Source organism: Neptuniibacter sp. PT8_73, from assembly GCF_047778045.1.
Taxonomy (GTDB): domain Bacteria; phylum Pseudomonadota; class Gammaproteobacteria; order Pseudomonadales; family Balneatricaceae; genus Neptuniibacter.
On record NZ_CP180545.1, the window covers coordinates 567,910 to 589,499 of the forward strand.

At 40.9% G+C, this 21,590-nt stretch carries 17 protein-coding genes; 8 read left to right on the plus strand and 9 right to left on the minus strand.

The window, feature by feature from the left end:
* Window positions 1-77 precede the first annotated feature (77 nt).
* Entirely contained in the window at window positions 78-3,128 is a 3,051-nt protein-coding gene (locus ACMXYN_RS02420) for an EAL domain-containing protein (protein ID WP_415893339.1), read from the minus strand.
* 3 nt (window positions 3,129-3,131) lie between these two features.
* A complete protein-coding gene (locus ACMXYN_RS02425) occupies window positions 3,132-4,256 on the minus strand; it encodes a substrate-binding domain-containing protein (protein ID WP_415893340.1) in 1,125 nt (374 codons plus the stop codon).
* A 329-nt stretch (window positions 4,257-4,585) separates the two neighbouring features.
* Between ACMXYN_RS02425 and ACMXYN_RS02430 the strand changes: the two genes are divergently transcribed.
* Window positions 4,586-5,668 carry a WD40/YVTN/BNR-like repeat-containing protein gene (locus tag ACMXYN_RS02430; RefSeq protein ID WP_415893341.1) on the plus strand — a complete coding sequence of 361 codons (1,083 nt, stop codon included), beginning with the start codon at window positions 4,586-4,588 and terminating at the stop codon, window positions 5,666-5,668.
* Entirely contained in the window at window positions 5,661-8,033 is a 2,373-nt protein-coding gene (locus tag ACMXYN_RS02435; protein WP_415893342.1) for an efflux RND transporter permease subunit, read from the plus strand. Before ACMXYN_RS02430 ends, ACMXYN_RS02435 begins: the two co-directional genes overlap by 8 nt.
* Before the next feature lie 20 nt (window positions 8,034-8,053).
* On the opposite strand, the gene ACMXYN_RS02440 is transcribed toward ACMXYN_RS02435, so the two are convergent.
* Window positions 8,054-8,503 (minus strand): hypothetical protein, encoded by a 450-nt coding sequence (locus tag ACMXYN_RS02440; RefSeq protein WP_415893343.1) that lies wholly within the window; start codon window positions 8,501-8,503, stop codon window positions 8,054-8,056.
* Between the two features lie 103 nt (window positions 8,504-8,606).
* Between ACMXYN_RS02440 and ACMXYN_RS02445 the strand changes: the two genes are divergently transcribed.
* From ACMXYN_RS02445 to ACMXYN_RS02470, 6 genes are all read left to right on the plus strand, one after another.
* Entirely contained in the window at window positions 8,607-10,364 is a 1,758-nt protein-coding gene (locus ACMXYN_RS02445; RefSeq protein ID WP_415893344.1) for a flagellin, read from the plus strand.
* A 91-nt stretch (window positions 10,365-10,455) separates the two neighbouring features.
* Window positions 10,456-10,833, plus strand: a complete 378-nt coding sequence (locus ACMXYN_RS02450) for a flagellar protein FlaG (RefSeq protein ID WP_415893345.1) — start codon at window positions 10,456-10,458, stop codon at window positions 10,831-10,833.
* Between the two features lie 47 nt (window positions 10,834-10,880).
* Window positions 10,881-12,977, plus strand: a complete 2,097-nt coding sequence (gene fliD, locus ACMXYN_RS02455; protein WP_415893346.1) for a flagellar filament capping protein FliD — start codon at window positions 10,881-10,883, stop codon at window positions 12,975-12,977.
* A 42-nt stretch (window positions 12,978-13,019) separates the two neighbouring features.
* A complete protein-coding gene (gene fliS / locus ACMXYN_RS02460; protein WP_415893347.1) occupies window positions 13,020-13,418 on the plus strand; it encodes a flagellar export chaperone FliS in 399 nt (132 codons plus the stop codon).
* 52 nt (window positions 13,419-13,470) lie between these two features.
* A complete protein-coding gene (locus ACMXYN_RS02465; protein WP_415893348.1) occupies window positions 13,471-15,228 on the plus strand; it encodes a tetratricopeptide repeat protein in 1,758 nt (585 codons plus the stop codon).
* 1 nt (window position 15,229) lies between these two features.
* Window positions 15,230-15,964 carry a sulfotransferase gene (locus ACMXYN_RS02470; protein WP_415893349.1) on the plus strand — a complete coding sequence of 245 codons (735 nt, stop codon included), beginning with the start codon at window positions 15,230-15,232 and terminating at the stop codon, window positions 15,962-15,964.
* 7 nt (window positions 15,965-15,971) lie between these two features.
* Here ACMXYN_RS02470 and ACMXYN_RS02475 read toward each other — a convergent pair whose 3' ends face one another.
* The 6 genes from ACMXYN_RS02475 to rfbB are packed head-to-tail and all read right to left on the minus strand — an operon-like array spanning window position 15,972 to window position 21,573.
* A complete protein-coding gene (locus ACMXYN_RS02475) occupies window positions 15,972-16,946 on the minus strand; it encodes a sulfotransferase family protein (protein ID WP_415893350.1) in 975 nt (324 codons plus the stop codon).
* A gap of 56 nt (window positions 16,947-17,002) precedes the next feature.
* Window positions 17,003-17,833, minus strand: coding sequence for a sulfotransferase domain-containing protein (locus ACMXYN_RS02480; protein ID WP_415893351.1), 831 nt, complete (start codon window positions 17,831-17,833; stop codon window positions 17,003-17,005).
* Window positions 17,834-17,842: 9 nt separating this feature from the next.
* Window positions 17,843-18,532 (minus strand): WbqC family protein, encoded by a 690-nt coding sequence (locus tag ACMXYN_RS02485; RefSeq protein ID WP_415893352.1) that lies wholly within the window; start codon window positions 18,530-18,532, stop codon window positions 17,843-17,845.
* A 20-nt stretch (window positions 18,533-18,552) separates the two neighbouring features.
* On the minus strand, window positions 18,553-19,662 hold the full coding sequence (locus tag ACMXYN_RS02490) for a DegT/DnrJ/EryC1/StrS family aminotransferase (RefSeq protein ID WP_415893353.1): 1,110 nt from the start codon (window positions 19,660-19,662) through the stop codon (window positions 18,553-18,555).
* A complete protein-coding gene (gene rfbA, locus ACMXYN_RS02495; protein WP_415893354.1) occupies window positions 19,643-20,521 on the minus strand; it encodes a glucose-1-phosphate thymidylyltransferase RfbA in 879 nt (292 codons plus the stop codon). Before rfbA ends, ACMXYN_RS02490 begins: the two co-directional genes overlap by 20 nt.
* 41 nt (window positions 20,522-20,562) lie before the next feature.
* A complete protein-coding gene (gene rfbB / locus ACMXYN_RS02500) occupies window positions 20,563-21,573 on the minus strand; it encodes a dTDP-glucose 4,6-dehydratase (protein ID WP_415893355.1) in 1,011 nt (336 codons plus the stop codon).
* Between the last annotated feature and the right edge of the window lie 17 nt (window positions 21,574-21,590).

Consider the following 21,590-nt stretch of genomic DNA (forward strand, 5'->3'; position numbering starts at 1 on the left):
GCGTTCCTGCAATGGATAGACTGAAAATAATTATGGTTATTTGGTTGTGAGCTTAATTCTTTATATTAGTAATATAATCAACTTGTTAGGGGTTTGTTCGCATACTCTAAGAGGCGGGCACTACTTTCGGGTTTGCCGAGTAAGAAGCCTTGAATTTCATCGCAGTGGTGATTCTTCAAGAAGCTAAGTTGCTCTTGCGTTTCTACCCCTTCAGCTACTACTTTGAGTTGTAGAGAGTGGGACATGGAGATAATCGCAGCGATGATGTTTTCATCATCGGCATCTCCAGGTACGCCAGTGACAAAAGATCGATCAATCTTAACTGTGCTTACCGGTAGGCGTTTTAGATAGATTAGGGATGAGTAACCGGTACCAAAGTCATCTACGGATAAGCTGACACCAAGGTCACATATCTGCTGAAGTTTATTGATAACTTTGTCTAGGTCATCTATTGCGAGTGTTTCGGTAATCTCAAGCTCTAGCAATGATGGCGCAAGGTCGCTATCAATAAGTGCGCCTTTGATATCATCGATTAAATTTGGATCATAAATTTGTCTTGCCGATAGGTTGACCGAAACGGGCATAGGCTTATTTGGATTAATGTTCCAAGCTTTTGCAGCCAGGCAGGCTTGGCTTAGAATTTCTCTTCCAAGTTCTACAATTAGACCAGTTTGCTCAGCCAGCTCGATAAATTGTCCCGGAGGAATCATTCCCTTTTCTGGGTGGTTCCAACGAGCTAGTGCTTCTGCACTTAGTATGTCTTCGCCATTGATATGGAAACGCGGTTGATAAACCAGGAAGATATCTTGATTGTGTAAGGCAAGACGAAGATCTTCTTCTAGGCGAGTTTGAGCTTCAGCCTTTTGGTTGATCTCTTGGTCATAGAATAGAATACCGTTCCTGCCTTTCTCTTTCATGTGGTACATCGCAGTATCAGCATTGGTTAGTAGCTGCTTTGCATTCTTGCCGTCATCAGGATACAGAGCGATACCTATACTTACCGGAGCATTACTCGTGAAATTATCGAGTTGGAAAGGTGTTCTTAATGATTCGATTATTCTATGGGATATATGACTCACGGTGTCGATGTTATCAATGCTTTGTAAAATTACACCGAACTCGTCGCCACCTAAGCGTGACACTGTGTCATCAGGTCTTATGAAACCGGCAATACGGTTCGCGGTGGCTTTAAGTAATTCGTCCCCGGCGGCATGTCCGTATGTATCATTGATGTTTTTGAAACGATCAATATTGATAAACAGTAAGCCAATTTGGCTCTTCTCGCGATTTGAACGGGCAATGGCAGAATTCAAACGATCGAAGAACAGGCTTCGATTAGGTAATCCAGTCAGGCTGTCATAGTGAGATAGTTTCTCAAGTTTAGTTTCTGCTTCTTTTTTTGCGCTGATATCAGAAAATATCAGTACAAAGCGTTCTTCATCATCTTCTGTGTATAAGTTACTTACCGATAGCCATGCCGGGAAAGCTTGGCCGTTTGGCTTGCGAATCAGAGTTTCACCTTGCCAGCGTTTGTCTTGCTTTAGGCTATAGCGGATTTCTGGATGCTCAGCGAAGAATCTGCGGCTAAATTGGTTGATGGTAAGGTCGTCAGAGCCACAAAGCTGATGGCAAGCGCTGTTGCTGGTTACCATTTTTAAGTGAGTATCTATGACCAAGATAGCTTCATCGGCTTGATCGAAAATTTGTCCGGCTAATTGGATATGGCTTTGCGCACTTTTGAGGTCGGTAACATCAGTCACGATACCACCAATGGCATAGACATTTCCTGATTCGTCAAAGAGAGGAAACTTGGTGCTTAGGTAATTACGACGGCCTAGTTCAGTGGCCCCAGTGTATTCGATTTGAATAGGGCAGCTTGTCCGCATCACTTCTAAATCGCTGTTTTTTAGTGTGTCGGCATGCTGTGGGCAATAAAGGTCATGGTCGGTTTTACCAATTACTTTTACTGATGTGTCTTTAATCAGATCATAATAATTAGGGCTGATCATTTGGTAGCGCAGATCAGCCCCCTTAATAAAGATGATATTAGGTGTATTCGTGATAATGCCGTTGAGCTGTTGTTCGTGCTCACTTATTCGACCAACCATATGCTCTAAGGTTTTGCCTAAAAGGTTAAATTCAGAAAAGTGGCCGGGTTTAAATGGCTCTGCATCACGATTGATTGCCATGTCCTCTGCATACTGAACTAAACGTACGAGCGATGTTTTGGTTAAACGCGAAATTGCTAAAACAGTTAGAAGTCCGATGAGCAGCGCTGCTGTGATCGCCATACCTAGATCTTTGGTATACGCTAGTTCTAGGGCAAGGATCGAAGAGTTTGGCAGTGTGGCTACAACTTTTAATTGTTGTTGTGTACTCACAGAGAACTGATAGTGGTGGATGATCCTATCGTCCTCGAATACCTCAAACAGAGTATCTGGTTTTGACTGTTGGAGTACTGCTTGAAGCTTAGGTGTGAGTGCTAAGCTAGATGTGACGTGTTGGTTGAAATACAACACAACGGATTCTGCACCGGTTAAACTTTGAATCTCGCTGAGTAATTTAAAGTGATCATTTAACAGAATAAATGAATGTAATGTTCCTATTACTTCGCCCAAGTCATCACTGATGATGGGAAAGGTAATCCGCATGAGGTGCAGTGGTGTAGCTGTGTCATGTGAAACTGATTGTACTTTCCAGCTGCGATTTGGGATAAATTCTTTGGTCAATTCACTCAGGTTCAGCTGCATACCTAGAAGAGAGGTATTGATAAATTCGTAGTGATTACCTTGCTGTGTTTCCAATACAAATGCATGGATGCTTTCACCTGTTTGTCCAGCAAGCTGCTGCTGTAAAAACTGGTTTAGATGTTGGTGATGCTGGGTTTCAATATCGACCTTTAGGATGTCGCGCTGACTAATTTGCTCGGCGTTAAACGCGGCCGCTTTTAGGTATTTATCGAAAAACTGTTGAAGAACTTTCTGATTTCGGGAATGAGATAAGTTGATCTCTTCTAGCAGTGCCCGTTGCGACCCTTGATAAGCAGGTATTAGCAACACTAAGGCAATAACTGTAAGTGCACAGAGTACAATGGATAAGATAGCTGTGGAAAACTTAACTTTTTTCACTGATTACTGCCCGTGACTACTGTAGCGAAAAGCTCTTTTCTTTAGTTGTTCGATCTCATCCTTGTCTGTGTTCTTGCTCAATAAAACAATATCGCCTGAATAGATATGAGGCACACTACTACTTTGGCCTGAAATATCCATCTTTATAGCCTCGGCCATTGCGACACTACTGTCGTCATTCATTCGCATAACAGTGAGGTCTAATTTACCTTCTAGAAGTGCCTCAATTTCCCTGTCACCACCACCCCAACCATTTAGGGTTACTTGATCGTTGAGATTGTTTTCATCTAATGCTTTGAGCGCACCTAAAGCGATATCGGTTGAGCAGGCAAAAATCATATTCAAATCTGGGGTCTTTTTTAGGGTCGCCAGTGTTGCTTTGTAGGCGATTTCACTGTTTCCTTTTGTGTAGTAACTGCTTACTAACTTTATGTCGGGGTTGTTTACGGCTTGTTGAGTAAATGTATCTCCACGCATTTTGCTCACATATCCACGTGAGAAATAGAGCATGGAATATTTGCCTTTAGAGTGTTGTTCTAGCATCTGATCGGCAAGTAACTGAGTTCCTTTCTCGTGATCAAAGCCTGTATAGAGGAAAGGTTTGAGTTGCTGCCATTGCTGAAGTGGGGTTGTGATGTTCTGCAGTATTAATTTAGGTTTCCCGCGTAATAGGATTCTTTCGATCATTGCTTGATGGCGAAGAGCATCGAGTGTGTAGATTAAATAATCAGGTTCCCAAGCAATGGCGCTATTGAGTTGTTCGCTCTGTAATGAAATATCAACTGTAGGTCGAGAAAAATAGCTGTTGATCTCATATGAAACATTAAGTTCGGATAAACGTTTTTCAAGGGTGCTGACACTTCTACGCCAGTAGTCAGAGGATTGTTCTGCAGGATAGATGATTGCAATTTTGATCGGTTTTTCATTGGTTTTATCTAAGGGGGAGGCGGCTTCACGCACGATCTTAGAAAAAGCCTGCATCTTTTGACGTTGTTCAGGGTGAGCTGCCAAGTAATCAGAGACACGAATATATTGGCCGTTGTTATCGGCTGCAGCGCTTACGAAAAGGCCACTGGCAAATAGAATCGTCGCAATATGCACGAAGAAGTTACGAAAAGGTTTAAACATATTTATTTTTAACCCTACAACAAACGTAGGCTAAACCTAGCATGTAAGTTGTTATTTGAATATGCGTTATGTCATAAAATTGTAATATAACTTATTTGTAACTATTTGTTTCTAATAAGGGTTTTGTATATCAGAAAAAGCCTAAATTATCAGTTTTAAGTATTTCGGATCGCAGTATGTAGACGAGTTAGTCTCACATTGATTGTCAGACATTATGAAATTGCTGACTATTATTGTTAGTAAATATGCGGATGGATGTTATTGAGCAATTGCTGGCTTTGTAGCAAGCTGCAAACATCCTCCCGACAAAAATAATAATTGGGTTTTACATGCTAAAACGATTTCCAACAGCGTTACTTAGTATAGCGCTCTTGTTAAATATAGGTTTGGTAAAAGCAGATAGATTAATTCTCCCTGCTTTAGAGCAAGATGGCTTGGATAGTAGTCTATTGCTTGATATAGGCATTGCTGATCAACGCTTGGTTGCAGTAGGTGAACAGGGTGCGATTATCTTCTCCGATGATGAAGGTAATAACTGGCAACAAGCGAAGGTGCCTGTGAGTGCATTGCTGACAGGTGTTAATTTCTTGAGTCATACACGTGGTTGGGCGGTCGGACATGACGGCATCATGCTTTCGAGTGAAGATGCTGGTTCTAAATGGCGGTTAGTCTTGGATGGCAACCAACTCAATGCAATGAGAGTAAACGCGATTGAGGAATCACTCTCTGAGCTATCTACACAAAGTGACAGTGATCCACTGGATATTGAAACCCTTGAATACCAATTAGAAGACGCTCAGTTCGCAGTAGAAGAGGGTGCTAGCTCTCCGCTATTGGATGTCTTATTTATTGATTCACAAAAAGGTTTTGCCGTAGGTGCTTATGGTCTTTTAGTTGAAACAGATGATGCGGGTGTTAATTGGTATTACACCGGCCACAAATTGCCTAACCCTGACAGTCTGCATTTGAATCGGCTGTTCTACACAAAGCAAGGTGAACTGTTTGTACTTGGTGAGGCGGGTTTATTACTTAAAAGTAATGACAATGGCTTGAGTTGGAAAAGCCTTTCTGTGCCTTACGACGGCTCCTTCTTTTCCATGGTGGAAAGTGGAAGCTTATATCTTATGGGGCTCAGAGGTAATGCTCTTAAAAGAATTGATGTAGATGCTTGGGAAAAAATAGAACTTCCAACTAAATCGACTATTAATGATGCAGTGGAAGTGCGTGGAAAAGTATATCTAGTCGGACAAGGTGGGGTACTTTTACAAAAGACCGCGAGCGGTTTTGAGGCTTTCTCTAAACGAGGTTTGCTAAGTTATTCCGCTGTTACTTATGTCGGTGATCAGCTTATAGCTGTAGGTGAAGCGGGTGTCACCAAAATAGCTGTAGAGGAGAATGCAGGGAATGAATAAGTTATCTGCCCTTCTGTTATGGCCGATCAATACCAGTGAACAATTAGCGGAAACACTTCTGTTTAGCTATCGCAAAGTATTGTTGTTGGTTTTTATATTGATAACCGCGCTGTTGGCTTGGCAGGCATCTCAAGTTCGCCCTGATGCTAGCTTTGTGAAAATGATCCCTGCTTCACACCCTTATGTTGAAAACTATATTGAGTATCGTGACGATCTAGCAGGCCTTGGAAATAGTATCCGTGTAGTTGTGGCTGCCAAAGAGGGTGATATTTTTACACCTGAATTTCAGACAACTCTAAAGCAGGTGACGGACGAGCTATTTTTTCTTCCTGGGGTCGACCGATCATCGCTCAAGTCTATCTGGACGCCCAATGTGCGTTGGACAGAGGTAACGGAGGATGGATTTGTAGGTGGGCCTGTAATCCCAGCCAAGTATGACGGTTCTAGTGAAAGCTTAGAACAGGTAAGAACGAATATTTTACGTTCAGGTCAAGTTGGCATTCTGGTGGGTAACGATTTTAAATCGGCCATGGTGCAAGTGCCGCTATTTGATTTACATCCAGAAACCGGTGAAAAACTAGATTACCAAGCTTTCTCCGAGCAACTCGAAACGCTAGTACGAGATAAATACAGCTCAGATCAAATCGATATTCATATGACAGGGTTTGCCAAAATTGTTGGCGACCTGATCGATGGTGCTACCGAAGTTGCGCTGTTCTTTGCTGTGGCAATAGTCGTCACATTACTACTGCTTTATCTCTATTCTGGTAGCGTGATGGGCACCATCGTTCCGCTGGTTTGCTCTCTGGCTGCGGTTATTTGGCAGTTAGGTCTACTTAACCTGCTTGGATATGGTATCGATCCCTATTCGATGTTGGTGCCGTTTTTGGTGTTTGCTATAGCGGTCAGTCATGGTGTTCAGATTGTAAATACGATCACTTTAGAATCGGCGACTAAAGGCTCGAGTAAGTTGGTTGCGGCACGACATGCTTTTAAAGCGATCTATATTCCAGGCATTACTGCGCTAATTTCTGACGGAATCGGGTTTATCACTTTAATGGTGATAGAGATTGAAGTGATCCAAGATTTGGCGGTTGCTGCTTCGTTGGGTGTGGCGGTGATTGTGCTGACTAACCTGATGCTATTGCCATTGCTCATGAGTTACGTTGGAGTGGGTAAGCGAGCGATAGCCAAAGCTAAGCGTAGTATTGAATCAGAAAGTTCTTATTGGCATTACCTGAGCTTCTTTTCACGTCCTATAGGTGCAACGATCGCGGTAACGGCTGCTTGTATTATGTTGGTGCTGGGCATTTATGGCAGTAAGGAACTACAGATAGGGGATCTTGATGTCGGCGCGCCTGAGCTGCGTGCTGATTCTCGTTACAATCAAGACAATCAATTTGTGACCTCTAACTATTCAACATCGAGTGATGTATTTGTGGTGATGGTGACAACGCAAGAGGAGCAGTGTAGCCATTATAAAACCTTAGAAGTTGTGGATAGATTTCAGTTTTATCTGCGTTCAATTAAAGGCGTTCAATCAAGCATATCCTTAGTCGATGTATCCGAGCGAGTTACGGCTGGCCTTAATGAGGGCAGTTTGAAATGGCGAACAGTGCTACGTAATCAATACGTAATTAATGCCTCGCTTTCTCATGTGCCAGCAGGTTTGATGAACTCTAACTGTTCTTTACTGCCAGTGATCGTGTTCTTGGATGATCATAAGGCCCAAACGCTGAAGGGTGTTACGGCAGCAGTCGATAATTTTGCTGCTGAATACGGTACAGAGAATATCCAATTCAAAATGGCTGCTGGTAAGGCAGGTTTTGAAGCTGCAACTAATGAAGTCATTGAGACGGCTCAGTATGAAATGCTGATTTGGGTGTATTCTGTTGTGAGTTTACTCTGCTTGCTGACGTTTAGGTCGATACGAACGGTAATCTGTATTATCGCGCCTTTGGCGTTAACCTCTGTTCTTTGTCAGGCGTTAATGGCTCAGTTGGGTATTGGTGTTAAGGTGGCAACCCTGCCCGTGATTGCTTTAGGTGTGGGCATAGGTGTTGATTATGGTATCTATATCTATTCCAAAATGCAGACCTTCCTCAAACAAGGTCATTCATTGTCCAAGGCTTATTTAGAAACCTTGCAGAGTACAGGTAAAACCGTTGCTTTTACGGGGCTAACGCTTGCGATCGGTGTGGTGCTTTGGACGCTGTCGCCAATAAAATTCCAAGCAGATATGGGGATTCTTCTAACCTTTATGTTCATTTGGAATATGCTTGGTGCGTTGATCTTGTTGCCAGCAATCGCGTGTTTGTTGTTTCCGAGTAAAGATAAATCTAAGGAGAAGGCTAAGGTTCTTTAACTGTCTACAGTCTTAATTTATTACTTAAAAGCATCTAAGGTCTTTTGCATCTTAGATGCTTTTTCTCTTGTGCGGTTAGCTTTGACGATGTTGTCTTTGTTCTCGGCAGCTAACCGAGCTGCTTTCTGCTCAGTTGTCTTAGTATGAAGAAGCAATTCTTGAACTTTTTTATCTGTTACTGATTCAAGGTCGGTTTTTGAAAGCTGTTCTACTAGCTGGGCATAGTGTTTTTGTTGCTCTTCAAGTTCTTGCCATGCTCCGTTTTGCGCTTTTTCGAGTAACCGATCCGATAATTGGGCCAGTTGTTCAGCTTGCTGCAAGATACTTTTCATAAACACCTCAAAATAATTTCTAATGTCTAGTGTGTGCTTGCCGATAACAAAAATCAACGAGGCGTTACGAGCAAATAAGAAAGCTTCGGAAAAAATATAAATTTTTTCTAAAGCGTTTTTGTTTGCGGTCGATAACACTCTCAAGCTTGGATTTCCTAACCCCTTTTAAATCGGGAAATTCGGACAGCAAACTATTTTATTCCGGCCGGTCAGACTCGGCTGAATGTGAGGAGAAAATCTCATGGCAATGGTAATTAACTCAAACATTATGTCGCTGAATGCTCAGCGTAACCTGACAATGTCACAGGGTGACCAAAACCAGGCGATGGAGCGTTTGACAAGCGGTAAGCGTATCAACTCTGCAGCAGACGATGCAGCAGGTCTTGCAATCGCAAACCGTATGACTTCTCAGGTTCGTGGTCTTGATCAGGCGATTCGTAACGCGAACGATGGTATCTCTCTAATTCAGACTGCAGAAGGTGCGTTGGACGAAACAACAAACATCTTGCAGCGTATGCGTGAACTATCTATTCAGTCTGCCAACGGTACTTACGATGAAGGTAACCGTTCTACATTGAATGCAGAGGTTCAGCAGCTAATTTCTGAGATCGACCGTATCTCTGAAACTACTAAATTCAACGGCCTTCAGATTCTTGATGGCACATTGGGTCAGGTAGATCTACAAGCAGGTGCTGATGCTAATGAAACGATTTCTTTAAATATCGGCGCTACAGATTCTGGTACTTTGGGTAGCGGTTCTGGCGCAACAATTGTTGGCGCAACTAACGATAACAGTGATCTGTTGGCTGATTTGCAGACATTCGATGGCACAGAGACTATGTCCATTAACGGTATCGATATCGGTGACCTGTCTGGTGAAACTGTTCTTCAGGAAGCCCTAGATACAATCAACAACAACATCTCAGGTGTGACAGTAGGTACTCTTGTTGAAGCTACTGCAACAACTGCCGGTGATGGTATTGTTAACCAAGGTGAATACATCCAGTTTGCTGTAACAATGGCAAATGCTGAAGTTCAAACATTCCAGGTTTCAGAAACTGGTTCTTTGGAAGAGTTGGCGGCTAAGATTACAGATCTTTCTGATGGTCTTGTAAAAGCTGAAGTTAATGATAGCGGCTACCTAAATGTTTCTTCCGAAGGCGCTGACAACATCGCTATCACTGCAAGTGGTGCAACACTTGCTGATGCTGTAGGTACTATTGCTAACGTAGGTACACTTGAAGCTGCATTGACATTGACTGCAGATGCTGATGTTGATGGCGTAACTATTGAGTATAACGATGCTGCTCATGCCAACGTTCTAGGTCTAGATACTCGTCTTGAAGCTGGGACTATCACAGGATACCAAGCTCAAGCAGAAGCGAATGTTGATGCTGGTCAGGTGACTATCAATGGCGTGGCTCTTGGTGAATATGACACTACAGTAGACTACGACGGTAACGATACTGCTGGTGAAGAAAGTGACTTAGTTGCTTGGATCAATACTCACACAGATGAAACTGGCGTTACCGCATCTCTAGACAGCGCAAACGGCGTTACAGATGCTCTGAAACTAACGTCTGTTGATGGTAGCGATATCTCTATCTCCTATAAAGATGGTGATGAGGCTGCTATGGAGACTATCTTCGGTCTAAACGAGACGAATGCAGCAACTGGTGCTGGTGGTAGCGTTTCAAGCATCGATATCTCTTCTGCACGAGGAGCTCAGGAAGCAATTGGTATCATTGATGCCGCTCTTGAAGAGATTAACTCGACTCGAGGTGATTTGGGTGCGGTAAACAACCGTCTTGACTTCACTGTGAATAACTTGGCAAACGTTTCTGAAAACGTAGCGGCTGCGCGTTCACGAATTGAAGACGCGGACTTTGCTGCAGAATCTGCTGCACTATCTCGTGCCCAGGTACTACAGCAAGCAGGTACTGCAATGTTGGCTCAGGCGAATGCTGCGCCACAGCAGGTACTATCACTGCTTCAGTAAGATAAGCGCTATACTAACTAGTAGCGTATTACCCTCCATTGCGATATCGCAATGGAGGGTAACTTAAAGAGATAAAAAAGAGGAATGCGTTATGGCTATTGAATCACTAAATGCTGCTAACAGTGCAGCTAACGTAGTTCAGCCTACCCAGCAGCCTCAGCAAGCAGAGCAGGTTCAGCGTCAGCAAGTGGAGCCGCGTAATAATGAGCGACTTCAAGAGCAAGCTAAACAAACGCAAGAACTCTCCGCTGAGAAGTTGGATGCTGCAATTGATCGTCTTAACGAGATGATGAAAAGCAGTCAGCGCTCTCTGAACTTTTCTGTAGATAACTCATCAGAAAAAGTAGTAGTTCAAGTGCGTGATCTAAGCACAGATAAAGTTATCCGTCAGATTCCAAATGAAGAAGCACTCAGATTTGCAGAATCATTGGATCGTATGATGGGCTTGATCTTTAACGAGGAAGCCTGAGACACTACGGGCTTCTTCCACTCACCTAAAAACCAGAGGCATTGGCTATGAGTGATAGTATCATTAGATCACTGGGGGCCGGTTCTGGTATCGATACCACTAGCCTTGTATCCAATCTTGTTGAAATTGAGAGAGCTCCAATCGAGAATCGCTTAGATTCTAAGCAGGAGCAGCTAGAGGCTCAGATTTCAGCGTACGGTACTCTATCCAGCAGTTTGTCAGAATTTCAAAGTGCTATGTCAGTTTTGGCTGATAACGATACCTTTAATGCACGTTCAGTCGCTTTCCCTGATTCAGATGTCATTACCCCAAATTCCGTTGAGCCAGGTGCTCAAACCGGGACTTACCAAATTGAAGTGGTTGAAGTAGCCCAAGCTCAATCGTTAGCGACAGGTGCTTATGCTGATAAGGATGCTTCATTGAATGAAACAGGTACTTTAACAATCAGTTTTGGTACATGGACTTACGATGAAGATGCTACTAATGGTGATCCAGGTCTTGATGCAGATACTGATGATGACCCGTATTCGTTTGCGGTTAATGCGGATCGAGCAGCGCTAAATATTGAAGTAGAAACAGATGATTCTCTCCAAGATATTGCCGATAAAATAAATGCTGAAGATGCAGAGGTTCAAGCTTCAGTATTGCTAGTCGATGGTCAGTATCAATTATTGTTAACAGCGCCTTCAGGTGAAAATAACGCGATAAGAATTAGTAGTGATGATGCTACGAAAGGCGATACAACAGGGCTAAGTGTTTTTGAATTTAATGAAACAGAGCATTCGCAAGTTACAGAAACACAACAAGGTCAGGATGCAGAATTAAAAGTTAATGGTTTGACGGTATACCGTGAATCAAATGAAATTGATGATGTTATTCAGGGATTTAACTTTTCTGTTAACAAAGCTGAACCTGGAACAAACTTAACTTTTTCTGTTAGCGCAGATACCGATATTGCCGAACAGGCCGTACGGGACTTCGTCACTGCTTATAATCTTTTCTTTGAAACATCCCAGAATCTGATTGGTTATAGTACAGATGAGAACAACCAGACAGTTAAAGGGGATTTGGCAACTGATGGCACAGCTAAGGCCTTGATTAACCAATTACGTTCCACTGTTACGGCTGAAGTTGCGGGTATTGATAGTGGCTATACGGCATTAACAAACTTAGGTATTAGAACGGAGTTAGACGGTACGTTATCAATTGATGAGGATGATTTTGGTACAGCGTTTAATGATAACTTTGATCTCGTTGAGCAGCTTTTTGCTAGCACTACACAATCATCCAGTAGTCAAGTGACAGTTACAGAAGGTAGCTATGCTTCCAACACGGTTGCAGGTGATTATGAAGTTATAGTGACCACTGATCCAGAGAAGGCAACCATAACAGCTAATGCTGAAACGCTTGATTTCTCTACCCCTCCGATTTCATTGGGGGCTGATTACGCCTTTAAAATTACGGTAGATGGCGTTAAATCAGAAGATATAGTGTTAACTGGCACTTATTCTTCAGCTGAAGAGGTAAGAGCTGACCTCCAGGCAATCATTAATGGTGATACCAATTTAAAAGGAGCTAATTTAGCCCTAGATGTTGGTTATACTGGCGGTCAGTTTACGTTCACTTCGCGAGAGTACGGCAGTAGTTCTGAAATTACTTTTGACTCAGCAGACTTTGCAGATCCAGCTAAAGCAGCTGAACTAGGCTTGGCCGATTTTTCCGATACAGGTGTTAATGCCGCTGGCACTATAGGTGGTGAGGCAGCATTTGGTTCCGGTAACGTTTTATTACCGCCTATTGATTCAGATGCCTACGGATTGAACTTTACAATTGGCGAGAATGCTGTAGCAGCAGGAGCGATAACCACAACTTACACTCGTGGTTTAGCAGGTGAACTAGACGTTCTGATTGATAGTTTTCTATCAAATACTGGCTCGATTCAAAATAGGGAAGATAATATCAATGACGCATTAGAGGGTGTGGCAGAAGATAGGGTTGAGCTTGATCGTAAAATGGAAAAGTTAGAAACGCGGTTGTATTCTCAATTTCTAGCGATGGAAAGAATAGTTAACAGCTTCCAGAGCACTGGAAACCAGTTAGATGGGATATTAGATCGTTTACCATTTACAGCATCGAATGGTTAATATATTTTTCCGTCTGCGTATAAATTTAGGTAGGTAGTTATTATGAGCGTGAACTTAAACGCCCTTAAAGAATATAAAAGTGTCGATCTGCGAGCTACTGTAGAGACTGCAAGCTCTCATAAGCTTATTGCAATGCTATTTGATGGCGCTTTAACGGCACTTGCACAGGCAAAAGGTGCGATTGAACGAAACCAAGTTGAAGAACGCACCGAGAATCTAAACAAGGCCTCAGATATTATTGTGGGTTTGAAAGGTTCTTTGGATCTGGAAAAAGGTGGTGAAGTCGCAGTTAATCTAGATGAACTATATAACTATATGATTCGCCAGATTGTTGCAGCAAATAGGGATAAGAGCGTTGATAAAGTCCAAGAAGTTATGGATCTGATTTTAGAAGTTCGTTCGGGTTGGTCTTCTATGCCAGTTGAAATGCAAAATGACTAGCAAATTCATCTGACTGAAAGTTTAATACCTAGTGAATCAAAAAAGTGACCTATTGAAACAAGCCCTAAGTTTAGGGCTTGATAGCTTTAAAAAATCCAATTTTGATCAGGCTAAGCTTTTATTTCAAAAAGTGTTACAGCTCGATCCGAATAATTTCTTTGCCTTTCACCTTCTTGGCATCATTCTTCTTCAAGAAGAGAGCTTTAGCATTTCACAGAAGCTATTATTGAAAGCTGTCTCCTTGCAGCCTAAGGATGCTGATGCAAATCATCACTTGGGCTTGGCTTATAAAGGCTTAGGTCAAAAAGAAATAGCAAGTAAGTGCTTTTTAGCCGCAATAAATCTTAAACCATCCTTCGCAGTTGCTCATCTAGGCTACGCGGATGTTAGTTCTGAATTGGGTAGATATGAACTAGCGATAAAACACTATCTGAAAGCAATAAAGTACGATGCTAAATTGATAAAAGCGCATAACAATTTAGGTAGTGTTTTTCGGAAGCAATCTAAGTTGCTAGAAGCAATTAATTGCTACAAAGCTGCCTATAAACTAGATCCTTCTAGATTGGATATATATAGCAATGTGCTTATGGGGATGGCGTCTGAGCCCTCTTTTACCGCTGAACAATACATAGCAGAAGCGAGAAAGTTTGGTAAGGCAGCTTCTAAACAGGCGAAACCATATACCGACTGGCCTAATCTGGAAAAACAAACCGAGAAACTTCGTGTCGGTTTAGTATCTGGCGATTTAAGAAAGCACTCAGTAGCTTACTTTCTTATGAGCTGGATAGATAAACTTGACCCTAAAAAGGTTGAATTATTTGCTTATAGTAATTATCCGATTGAGGATGAAGTAAGTGAAGAGCTCAAACCCCATTTTGTAAAGTGGACAAAAATAGCTGGTGCTGCAGATAAGGAAGTAGCTCATGCCATCTATGAAGATAGGATTAATATTCTTATCGATCTATCAGGGCATACTGCTCAAAATAGGTTGCCTTTGTTTGCTTGGAAAGCAGCGCCTATACAGATTTCTTGGATGGGGTTCTTTGCCAGTTCAGGTGTTGAGGAAATTGATTACTTTATTGGTGATCAATGGAATTTCCCTGAAGGCATTCAACAATATTATGTAGAGAAAGCTTGGAGGTTGAATACTTCGAGCTGCTTTTCGCCTCCAAAGGTTAAGATTGAAGTTGAGTGTTTGCCAGCACTTGAGAATGGTTATATTACCTTTGGGTGTTTCCATAAAGTAGCAAAATTAAATAATGACGTTTTGGCTTTATGGTCTGATATTCTTCACTCAGTTCCCAATTCTAAATTAATAGTTAAAGACACTGCCTTTGTTGATTCTTCGATTAGCGATGATCTAAAGCAGCGTTTGAAAAGTTTAGGAATCGATGCTGATAGGATAATCTGTGAAGTGGGTGAAAGCCGTGAGGCTTACTTTTCTTCTTATAATCGAGTGGATTTATGCCTAGATCCGTTTCCATTTAATGGGGGGACTGTAAATATGGAGTCCCTTTGGATGGGAGTTCCGTTCGTATCATTGCTGGGTCAAGATAGAATCTCTAGGAGAGGGGCTGCAACTTTATATAAAGCAGGTCTCGATGAGTTTGTGGCTGAAAGCACAGAAGAATATATTGAAATTGTGAAACGGGTATGTACGGATATTAATGCCTTGTCAGATCTGAGGAAGGAGTTAAGACACAGGGCTCTTGATTCAAGTTTATACAATGGGAAGCTAATGGCTAAAGATCTAGAAGGCGCTTTTTTCGATATGTGGTCTGTTTTTACTAAAAGTATAGAGAGAGTATAAAGTGTCAGAGGGCCTTAAAAATATTGATGCTTATAAGCAGAAAGCGGTTTTAGAAACGCTGTCTCGCAAAAGTTTCAATAAACTATTCTGTATTGGTTACAACAAAACGGGCACAACATCGTTAGAGCATATTTTGAAGCTGCTGGGCTATAAAATGCCAAACCAAATGGAGCAAGAGATTAGGTTGGTAAGGCAGGTTTATGCAGGTAATTTTAAGCCGCTGATTGATTTTTGCGGCAACTTTGATGCTTTCCAAGATATGCCTTTTTCTCAAGGTGTACTCTACGCTCAGCTTGACTGCCTGTTCCCTAATAGCAAGTTCATATTAACGGTTAGGGACTCTGATGAATGGTTCGATAGCCTTATCAGATTTCAAACTAAAGGGGTTTTGAAAAGAGCGGGAGTGACAGATATAGATCAGGTAAAGGAAGAGGATTTCAAAGATAAGAACCTTTACCTATATAAAAATTACACTTACGAAAATATGAAGAGACATGTAACTGTTGTTGAGCATGGAAATTTAAAGTCTGATTTTTCACTGTTATATGATAAACAGCATCGTATCTCTATATATGAAGAGAGAAACCAGCAGATCATTAAGTATTTTTCTGGTCGCCCAAATGATTTGTTAGTGGTAGATCTCGCCAAAGAAAACGATATTGAGAAGATACTTAGCTTTTTAGGATTGCCGCTTGATCTTAATATCCCTGTGCCAAAGCTAAATGCTACCAAGTAAAGGCTGATTAGCGAAGATAGAAATTCTTCTTTGCTTGTATGTTTTCAACGGTCCCTGCTGAAGGAGTCGATTTGTATATCTTCGACTCCTTAATTGCTAAATCATCGATGCTCAAGTCTGCAATTTTATCTAATTCTACTTTACTATTGACGGTTTTATAGCCTAAAGCATTCATCTCGAAAAAGCAGAGCTTCTCAATCATACCTATTTCAATCGATGTTAATTCATTTGAATATTTTTGGCAGTTGTTAGAGATTATCGGCTTAGATAGATTACTCCAAGCTTCCTGCTTTGCAGCATTTTTTACGGTTGCATCATTGTTGTGGAAATTGAATACATTGTCAGAGTATTCAAGACCTAAAAATTTCAAAACTGCCTTTATGCTTTCTTCGGGTTTAGAGATAAGGGATTCGTATGTGAGATGATGAGATCTACCTATCTGGCTGAGCGCATAATGATCCCCTAAAAATTTTTTTTGGTCCTTCGACCACTGCTTGGCTGCAGCGATTATACCGCCAGGATGGCTTGGGTTTTTTCTCCAAGATAATGCCATATCTCTAGGGTCTCTGGTTTGGTATATGAATTTTGATTGCGGGAAGTTTAATAGAAGAAATGTCATGAATTCATAAAGATGATTTTCTTTTATGAATAGTTGGGACTTATTCTGTTTTTTAGCTTCTGATTCAAATATCTTTCGAATAAGGCTGTTTACTTCACCAATGTTGGTCAGCTCTTCTAGGTCTATAAGTGAAAATTTTGTATCCCATTCAGAAAAATCAGCATTAAGTAATGTATGAATATCTGTTAAGAGAGCATTCCAATTTTCAGTTTTCGACAGGTCTTTGTACCTAAATAAGTTCCTTGCTACAGGATTGATCAGATGTTTTGTTGCTGGCGCACAAACTAGAGGGTGGGAGTTTAATAATTGAGTGATTAAATTGCTCCCAGACCTTTCGGAGCACATGAGGAAGTTGAAATTCATGTATCGGCCTTTGTAGCTTTATCGAGTCTCTCTGTCAGAACAGTATACTGGATTGCTCAGTTATCTAGAAATTTCTCTAGCTCAGAACCTTTTAAGTCACTCTTAATAAACTCAACAATATAGGATGGAAGTTCTGTTATCCATGAATTATCAGATTGATCGCTTTTGTATACGGAGTAAGGATCCTTGTTCATTTTAATTGTACTATCCTGCAGAAAAAGTTCCGTTTGGTCGCTATAGCTCAAGTCCAGAAAACTGAATAGCTTTTTTGTTTCAGTTTTAGGTGATTTCAAAAATTGAGAATATGTAATGATATGCACTCTGTCATGGGACTTTGCTTTCAGTTTTAGAAACAGATTCGTGGCTTCTTTCCATCTCTCATAACCATAAAATTCTTCAGGTTTTTTTAGGTTCTTTTTGTCAGCATATTGCCATTCTTCCTCTACTAGCCAGCCTAGATCATTTCTAAATTCTCTTGGTGCCTTTAGCCATGAGTTGATGACTGAAAGAGGGTTCCGAATAATTAGAACAAGTTTAAGATTCTCTGTTTTCTGTAATAGATTCTCAAGGATATGGTGATATCTGACTTCTTTATAAACGATATGACTAATTTGCTTCTTTTTAAAACGGGGAAGTGTGCCTTTTAGCCTTTGTTCTGTTTGCCCTGTAAAACTGTCATCGCATTTTGTCAGGCGTTCGAAGAAACTGTTAATGCGATCTGTTGAGGATTCAGGTGTTAAGAATCCTTTATGTTTATATGAGAAAAGGGGTTGGTATTTATAAATAGAACAAGGGGAGCTATTTATAATCTCACCGATCCAAGTTGTTCCAGAACGTGGAACTCCATGGATAGCAACTGGAATGATTGTGTTCTTGGTGGGCTTCAAAATGAGCTTCTATATCAGTGTGAAGTTGTGAAAAAGGTGTTTGGTAGCTTCTTTATCATTGAACATCAGAATATCAATTATGGAAAGAGCAGGAATAAAATTATCGCTATGTTGTTTGTAGGAATGATCTAAGCTTTTAACAAAATTTAAGTTTATACCGTGGTGTCTAAAGTGCTCTTTTGTGTAAAGTTCCTTGCCGCCTAGTAGGTTTATATATGAGTTATACCCAAGCTTTTTGGTAATCTGGATAAGGCGTTCGGATCTTTCTAGGCCTCTTGTTTCAGGAGAAAATGCTGATGATTTGATAAAGTTAGGTTTGATCTCTAGATACCTATAGACATGTTCAATCGACCTGATTGCTAATGAAGAAATAGTATTCTCTTCTTGGTCAATAAAAGTGCCTTCAATTAAAGCGACAGTAGCGTCGAAATGAGGGGCGGTTCTATAAGCTTGAGTTAAAGTGGAGAAAAAGCTTTTCTGCCAAGATTTATCTAGGTTGACTCGAGTATCTTTGATTAAAATGTTTTGGCTTGCTTTCTTGATAGGCAATGTGAAACGGTGAGCTTTGTTGTTAAGTCCAATTCTGTTACGGTTAATCCAACCACGTTTTATATAGTTTACATCATCATAAAAGATGAAAGTGTCACTGGCTTCAATTAAATGGAAATATCCCAGATAGGGAAAAATATAGGGCTGCATGATGGCAGCTTTACCAGTTGTTATATGCATTGTTGGTGAGATAAATCTATTTCATTAATACAGTTGCAAATGGTTTGGATCTTATCTTTACTTAAGCCTGTGTAAATAGGTAGGCAGAGTATTCTGTTTGCTATGTCTTGAGATGTTTCACATGTCGATAGGCTGTTTAGATGTTCTAGGGTATCTAGGCTTGGGAAAAAGTACCTTTTAGCTTCAATCTCCTTTTCTTGTAGTTTTTTCAAAACTTCTGACGCTGCTGTCCCACTTCTGAATAGGACTGGTAAGTAAGCTTGATTCGAGCTTCTATTGATTTGTTCTATATGAGGATTGGAAGATAGGTGCTCTTCATAAATATCTGCAATATGCTGCCTTTCAGCAATAATCTCGTTTATATCATCTATGGCTGCAAGTCCAAAAGCGGCTTCAACTTCGTTCATTTTCGCGTTGATACCTAAGCTTTTAGGCTCTTTATCTTGATTGAAGCCAAAGTTGATGAGTTGTTTAGCCTTTTCGAAGTCTGACTTACGCTTAAAGCGAAGTAAGGCTCCTTCTACGGTATGAAATAGCTTTGTTGCATGTAAGCTTATGACACTAGCATCCCCGTACTGGAGGATGTTCTTGTCTTTGTATTGGATGCCAAAGGAATGAGAAGCGTCATAGACTGTTTTTATTCCATATTCAGTAGCTATTTTATCGATTTTCTCAATTTCACAGCTATTGCCAAAAACATGGACAGGTACGATCAGTTTAGTGTTTTTGGTTATGTTTGCTGCAATGTTATCTGGATTAATGCACCAATCAGTTTTATTAATATCTGCAAAAACTGGAGTAAGTCCTTCCCACATCAAGGAATTGCTTGTGGCTATAAAAGTAAAAGGTGTGGTTAATGCTTCTGAAGTGGTCTCTATGTTTTGAGTATCAAGAAGTGTTCGATAAGCAATTTGTAGTGCAAGTGTGCCATTCGCTACCAGAAGGATATTATCAACGGAAAATTTTTCTTCTAGTTTTTTGGTAAGTTGCCTTACAAGAGGTCCGTTATTAGTAAGCCAGCCAGATTCGTAAATCTGGTCAATATATTTATTGAGCTTCTCTCTATTAGGAAGGTAAGGCTTAGATACGGGGATCGGCATCAATAATACTCAGTAAGTACTCGCCATAATGGCTTTTAACTAGAGGTTTGCTGATTCTGATTATATCTTCTTTTGAAAGCCAACCGTTGCGGTACGCGATTTCTTCTAAACAGGCTATTTTATAGCCTTGGCGCTTTTCTACAGTTTCAACAAATTGTGCAGCTTCTAGCAGGCTTTCATGTGTACCTGTGTCTAACCAAGCAAAACCTCGGCCTAAGAGTTCTACTTTCAGTTGTCCTCTTTCTAAATAAGCTTGATTAATGGATGTGATCTCCAGTTCCCCTCTATCGGAAGGTGTGACCTGTTTGGCCAATTCAATTACATCGTTATCGTAGAAATAGAGCCCTGTTACAATAAAGTTGGACTTAGGTGTTTCTGGTTTTTCTTCAATAGATAGAGCGTTTTTATCTTTATCTAATTCAACTACACCAAAGGGCTTCGGGTCTTTAACTTGATAACCGAAAATGGTGGCGCCTTCTGCTCTTTTGGCTGCGTTTTTTAGTTTTGGCGAAAAGCTATATCCATAGAAAAAGTTATCACCTAGTACTAAGCATACCCGATCATCCCCAATAAACTCCTCGCCAATGATAAAGGCTTGAGCGAGCCCTTCTGGTTTAGGTTGAATAGCATAGCTGAGCCTAACGCCAAAATCGCTGCCATCACCAAGTAAGCGCTTGAAGCAATTGTTGTCTTCAGGGGTGGTAATTATAAGTATGTCTTGGATTCCGCTCAGCATTAGCACTGATAGGGGATAGTAAATCATTGGCTTGTCGTAAATCGGCAAGAGCTGTTTAGTTATGCCTCTGGTAATTGGATACAAGCGAGTGCCGGAGCCGCCAGCAAGAATGATGCCTTTCATTATTTTGGTGCTCCTAACTTTAGATTTTATAAGATAATTATTTAGTTATTGTAGCAATCGGTATTGCTTAAGTACCAGCAAACAGTTTTTCTAATTCCGTCTTCGAAACTGTGGTTTGGTTTCCAGTTTAGTTCAGTATGAGCTTTGTCAGAATTTATTGCATATCGATGATCATGGCCCAAACGATCTTTTACGTGCGTTATTAAATGGCGATAGCTTTGAGTCGAAGATGGCTGCAATTCATCGAGTAATTTGCACACGATTGAAACGACGTCAATATTTCTAATCTCTGAATTCCCTCCTATATTGTAGCTTTCTCCAGGCTGACCATTAATCAGAACTTGGTGAATCGCTTCGGCATGGTCATCTACATAAATCCAGTCTCTGATTTGATTCCCGCTGCCGTAGATAGGTATCTCTTTTCCTTTCAAAGCATTAAATATTGTCAGAGGTATGAGCTTCTCTGGAAATTGATATGGGCCATAATTATTTGAACAATGGGAAATTAAGGTCGGTAGCCCGTATGTTCGATGCCATGCGTTCACTAAGTGATCTGAACTGGCTTTAGAGGCTGAGTAAGGGGAGCTGGGTTTGTAGTTGCTACTTTCTGTGAACGCGGGCTCGGCTTCTGTTAAATCACCAAAAACTTCATCGGTGGATATATGGTAAAAACGGAATTTGTTTTTTCTCGTTTCTTCAAGATTATTCCAGTACTGATTAGCGACATCAAGTAAGATAGATGTACCAACAATGTTGGTTTCAATAAAATCGCTAGGGCCCGTAATAGATCTATCAACGTGTGATTCTGCGGCTAAATGAATGATTGCGTCAGGTTCATAGTCTGAAAATATCTGCTTAATAGCCTTCCGATCGCAAATGTCCTGCTTTTCAAAATGATAGCGCTCATTATTCTGAAGGCTTTTGTGGCAAGTCATATTTGCTGCGTAAGTCAGTTTATCGACATTTATAAGTTGATATGTCGTGTATTCTAGGAAATAGCGTATGACTGCAGAGCCAATGAATCCCGCCCCACCTGTGATTAGAATTTTCATACCTGTTACTCAGTAAA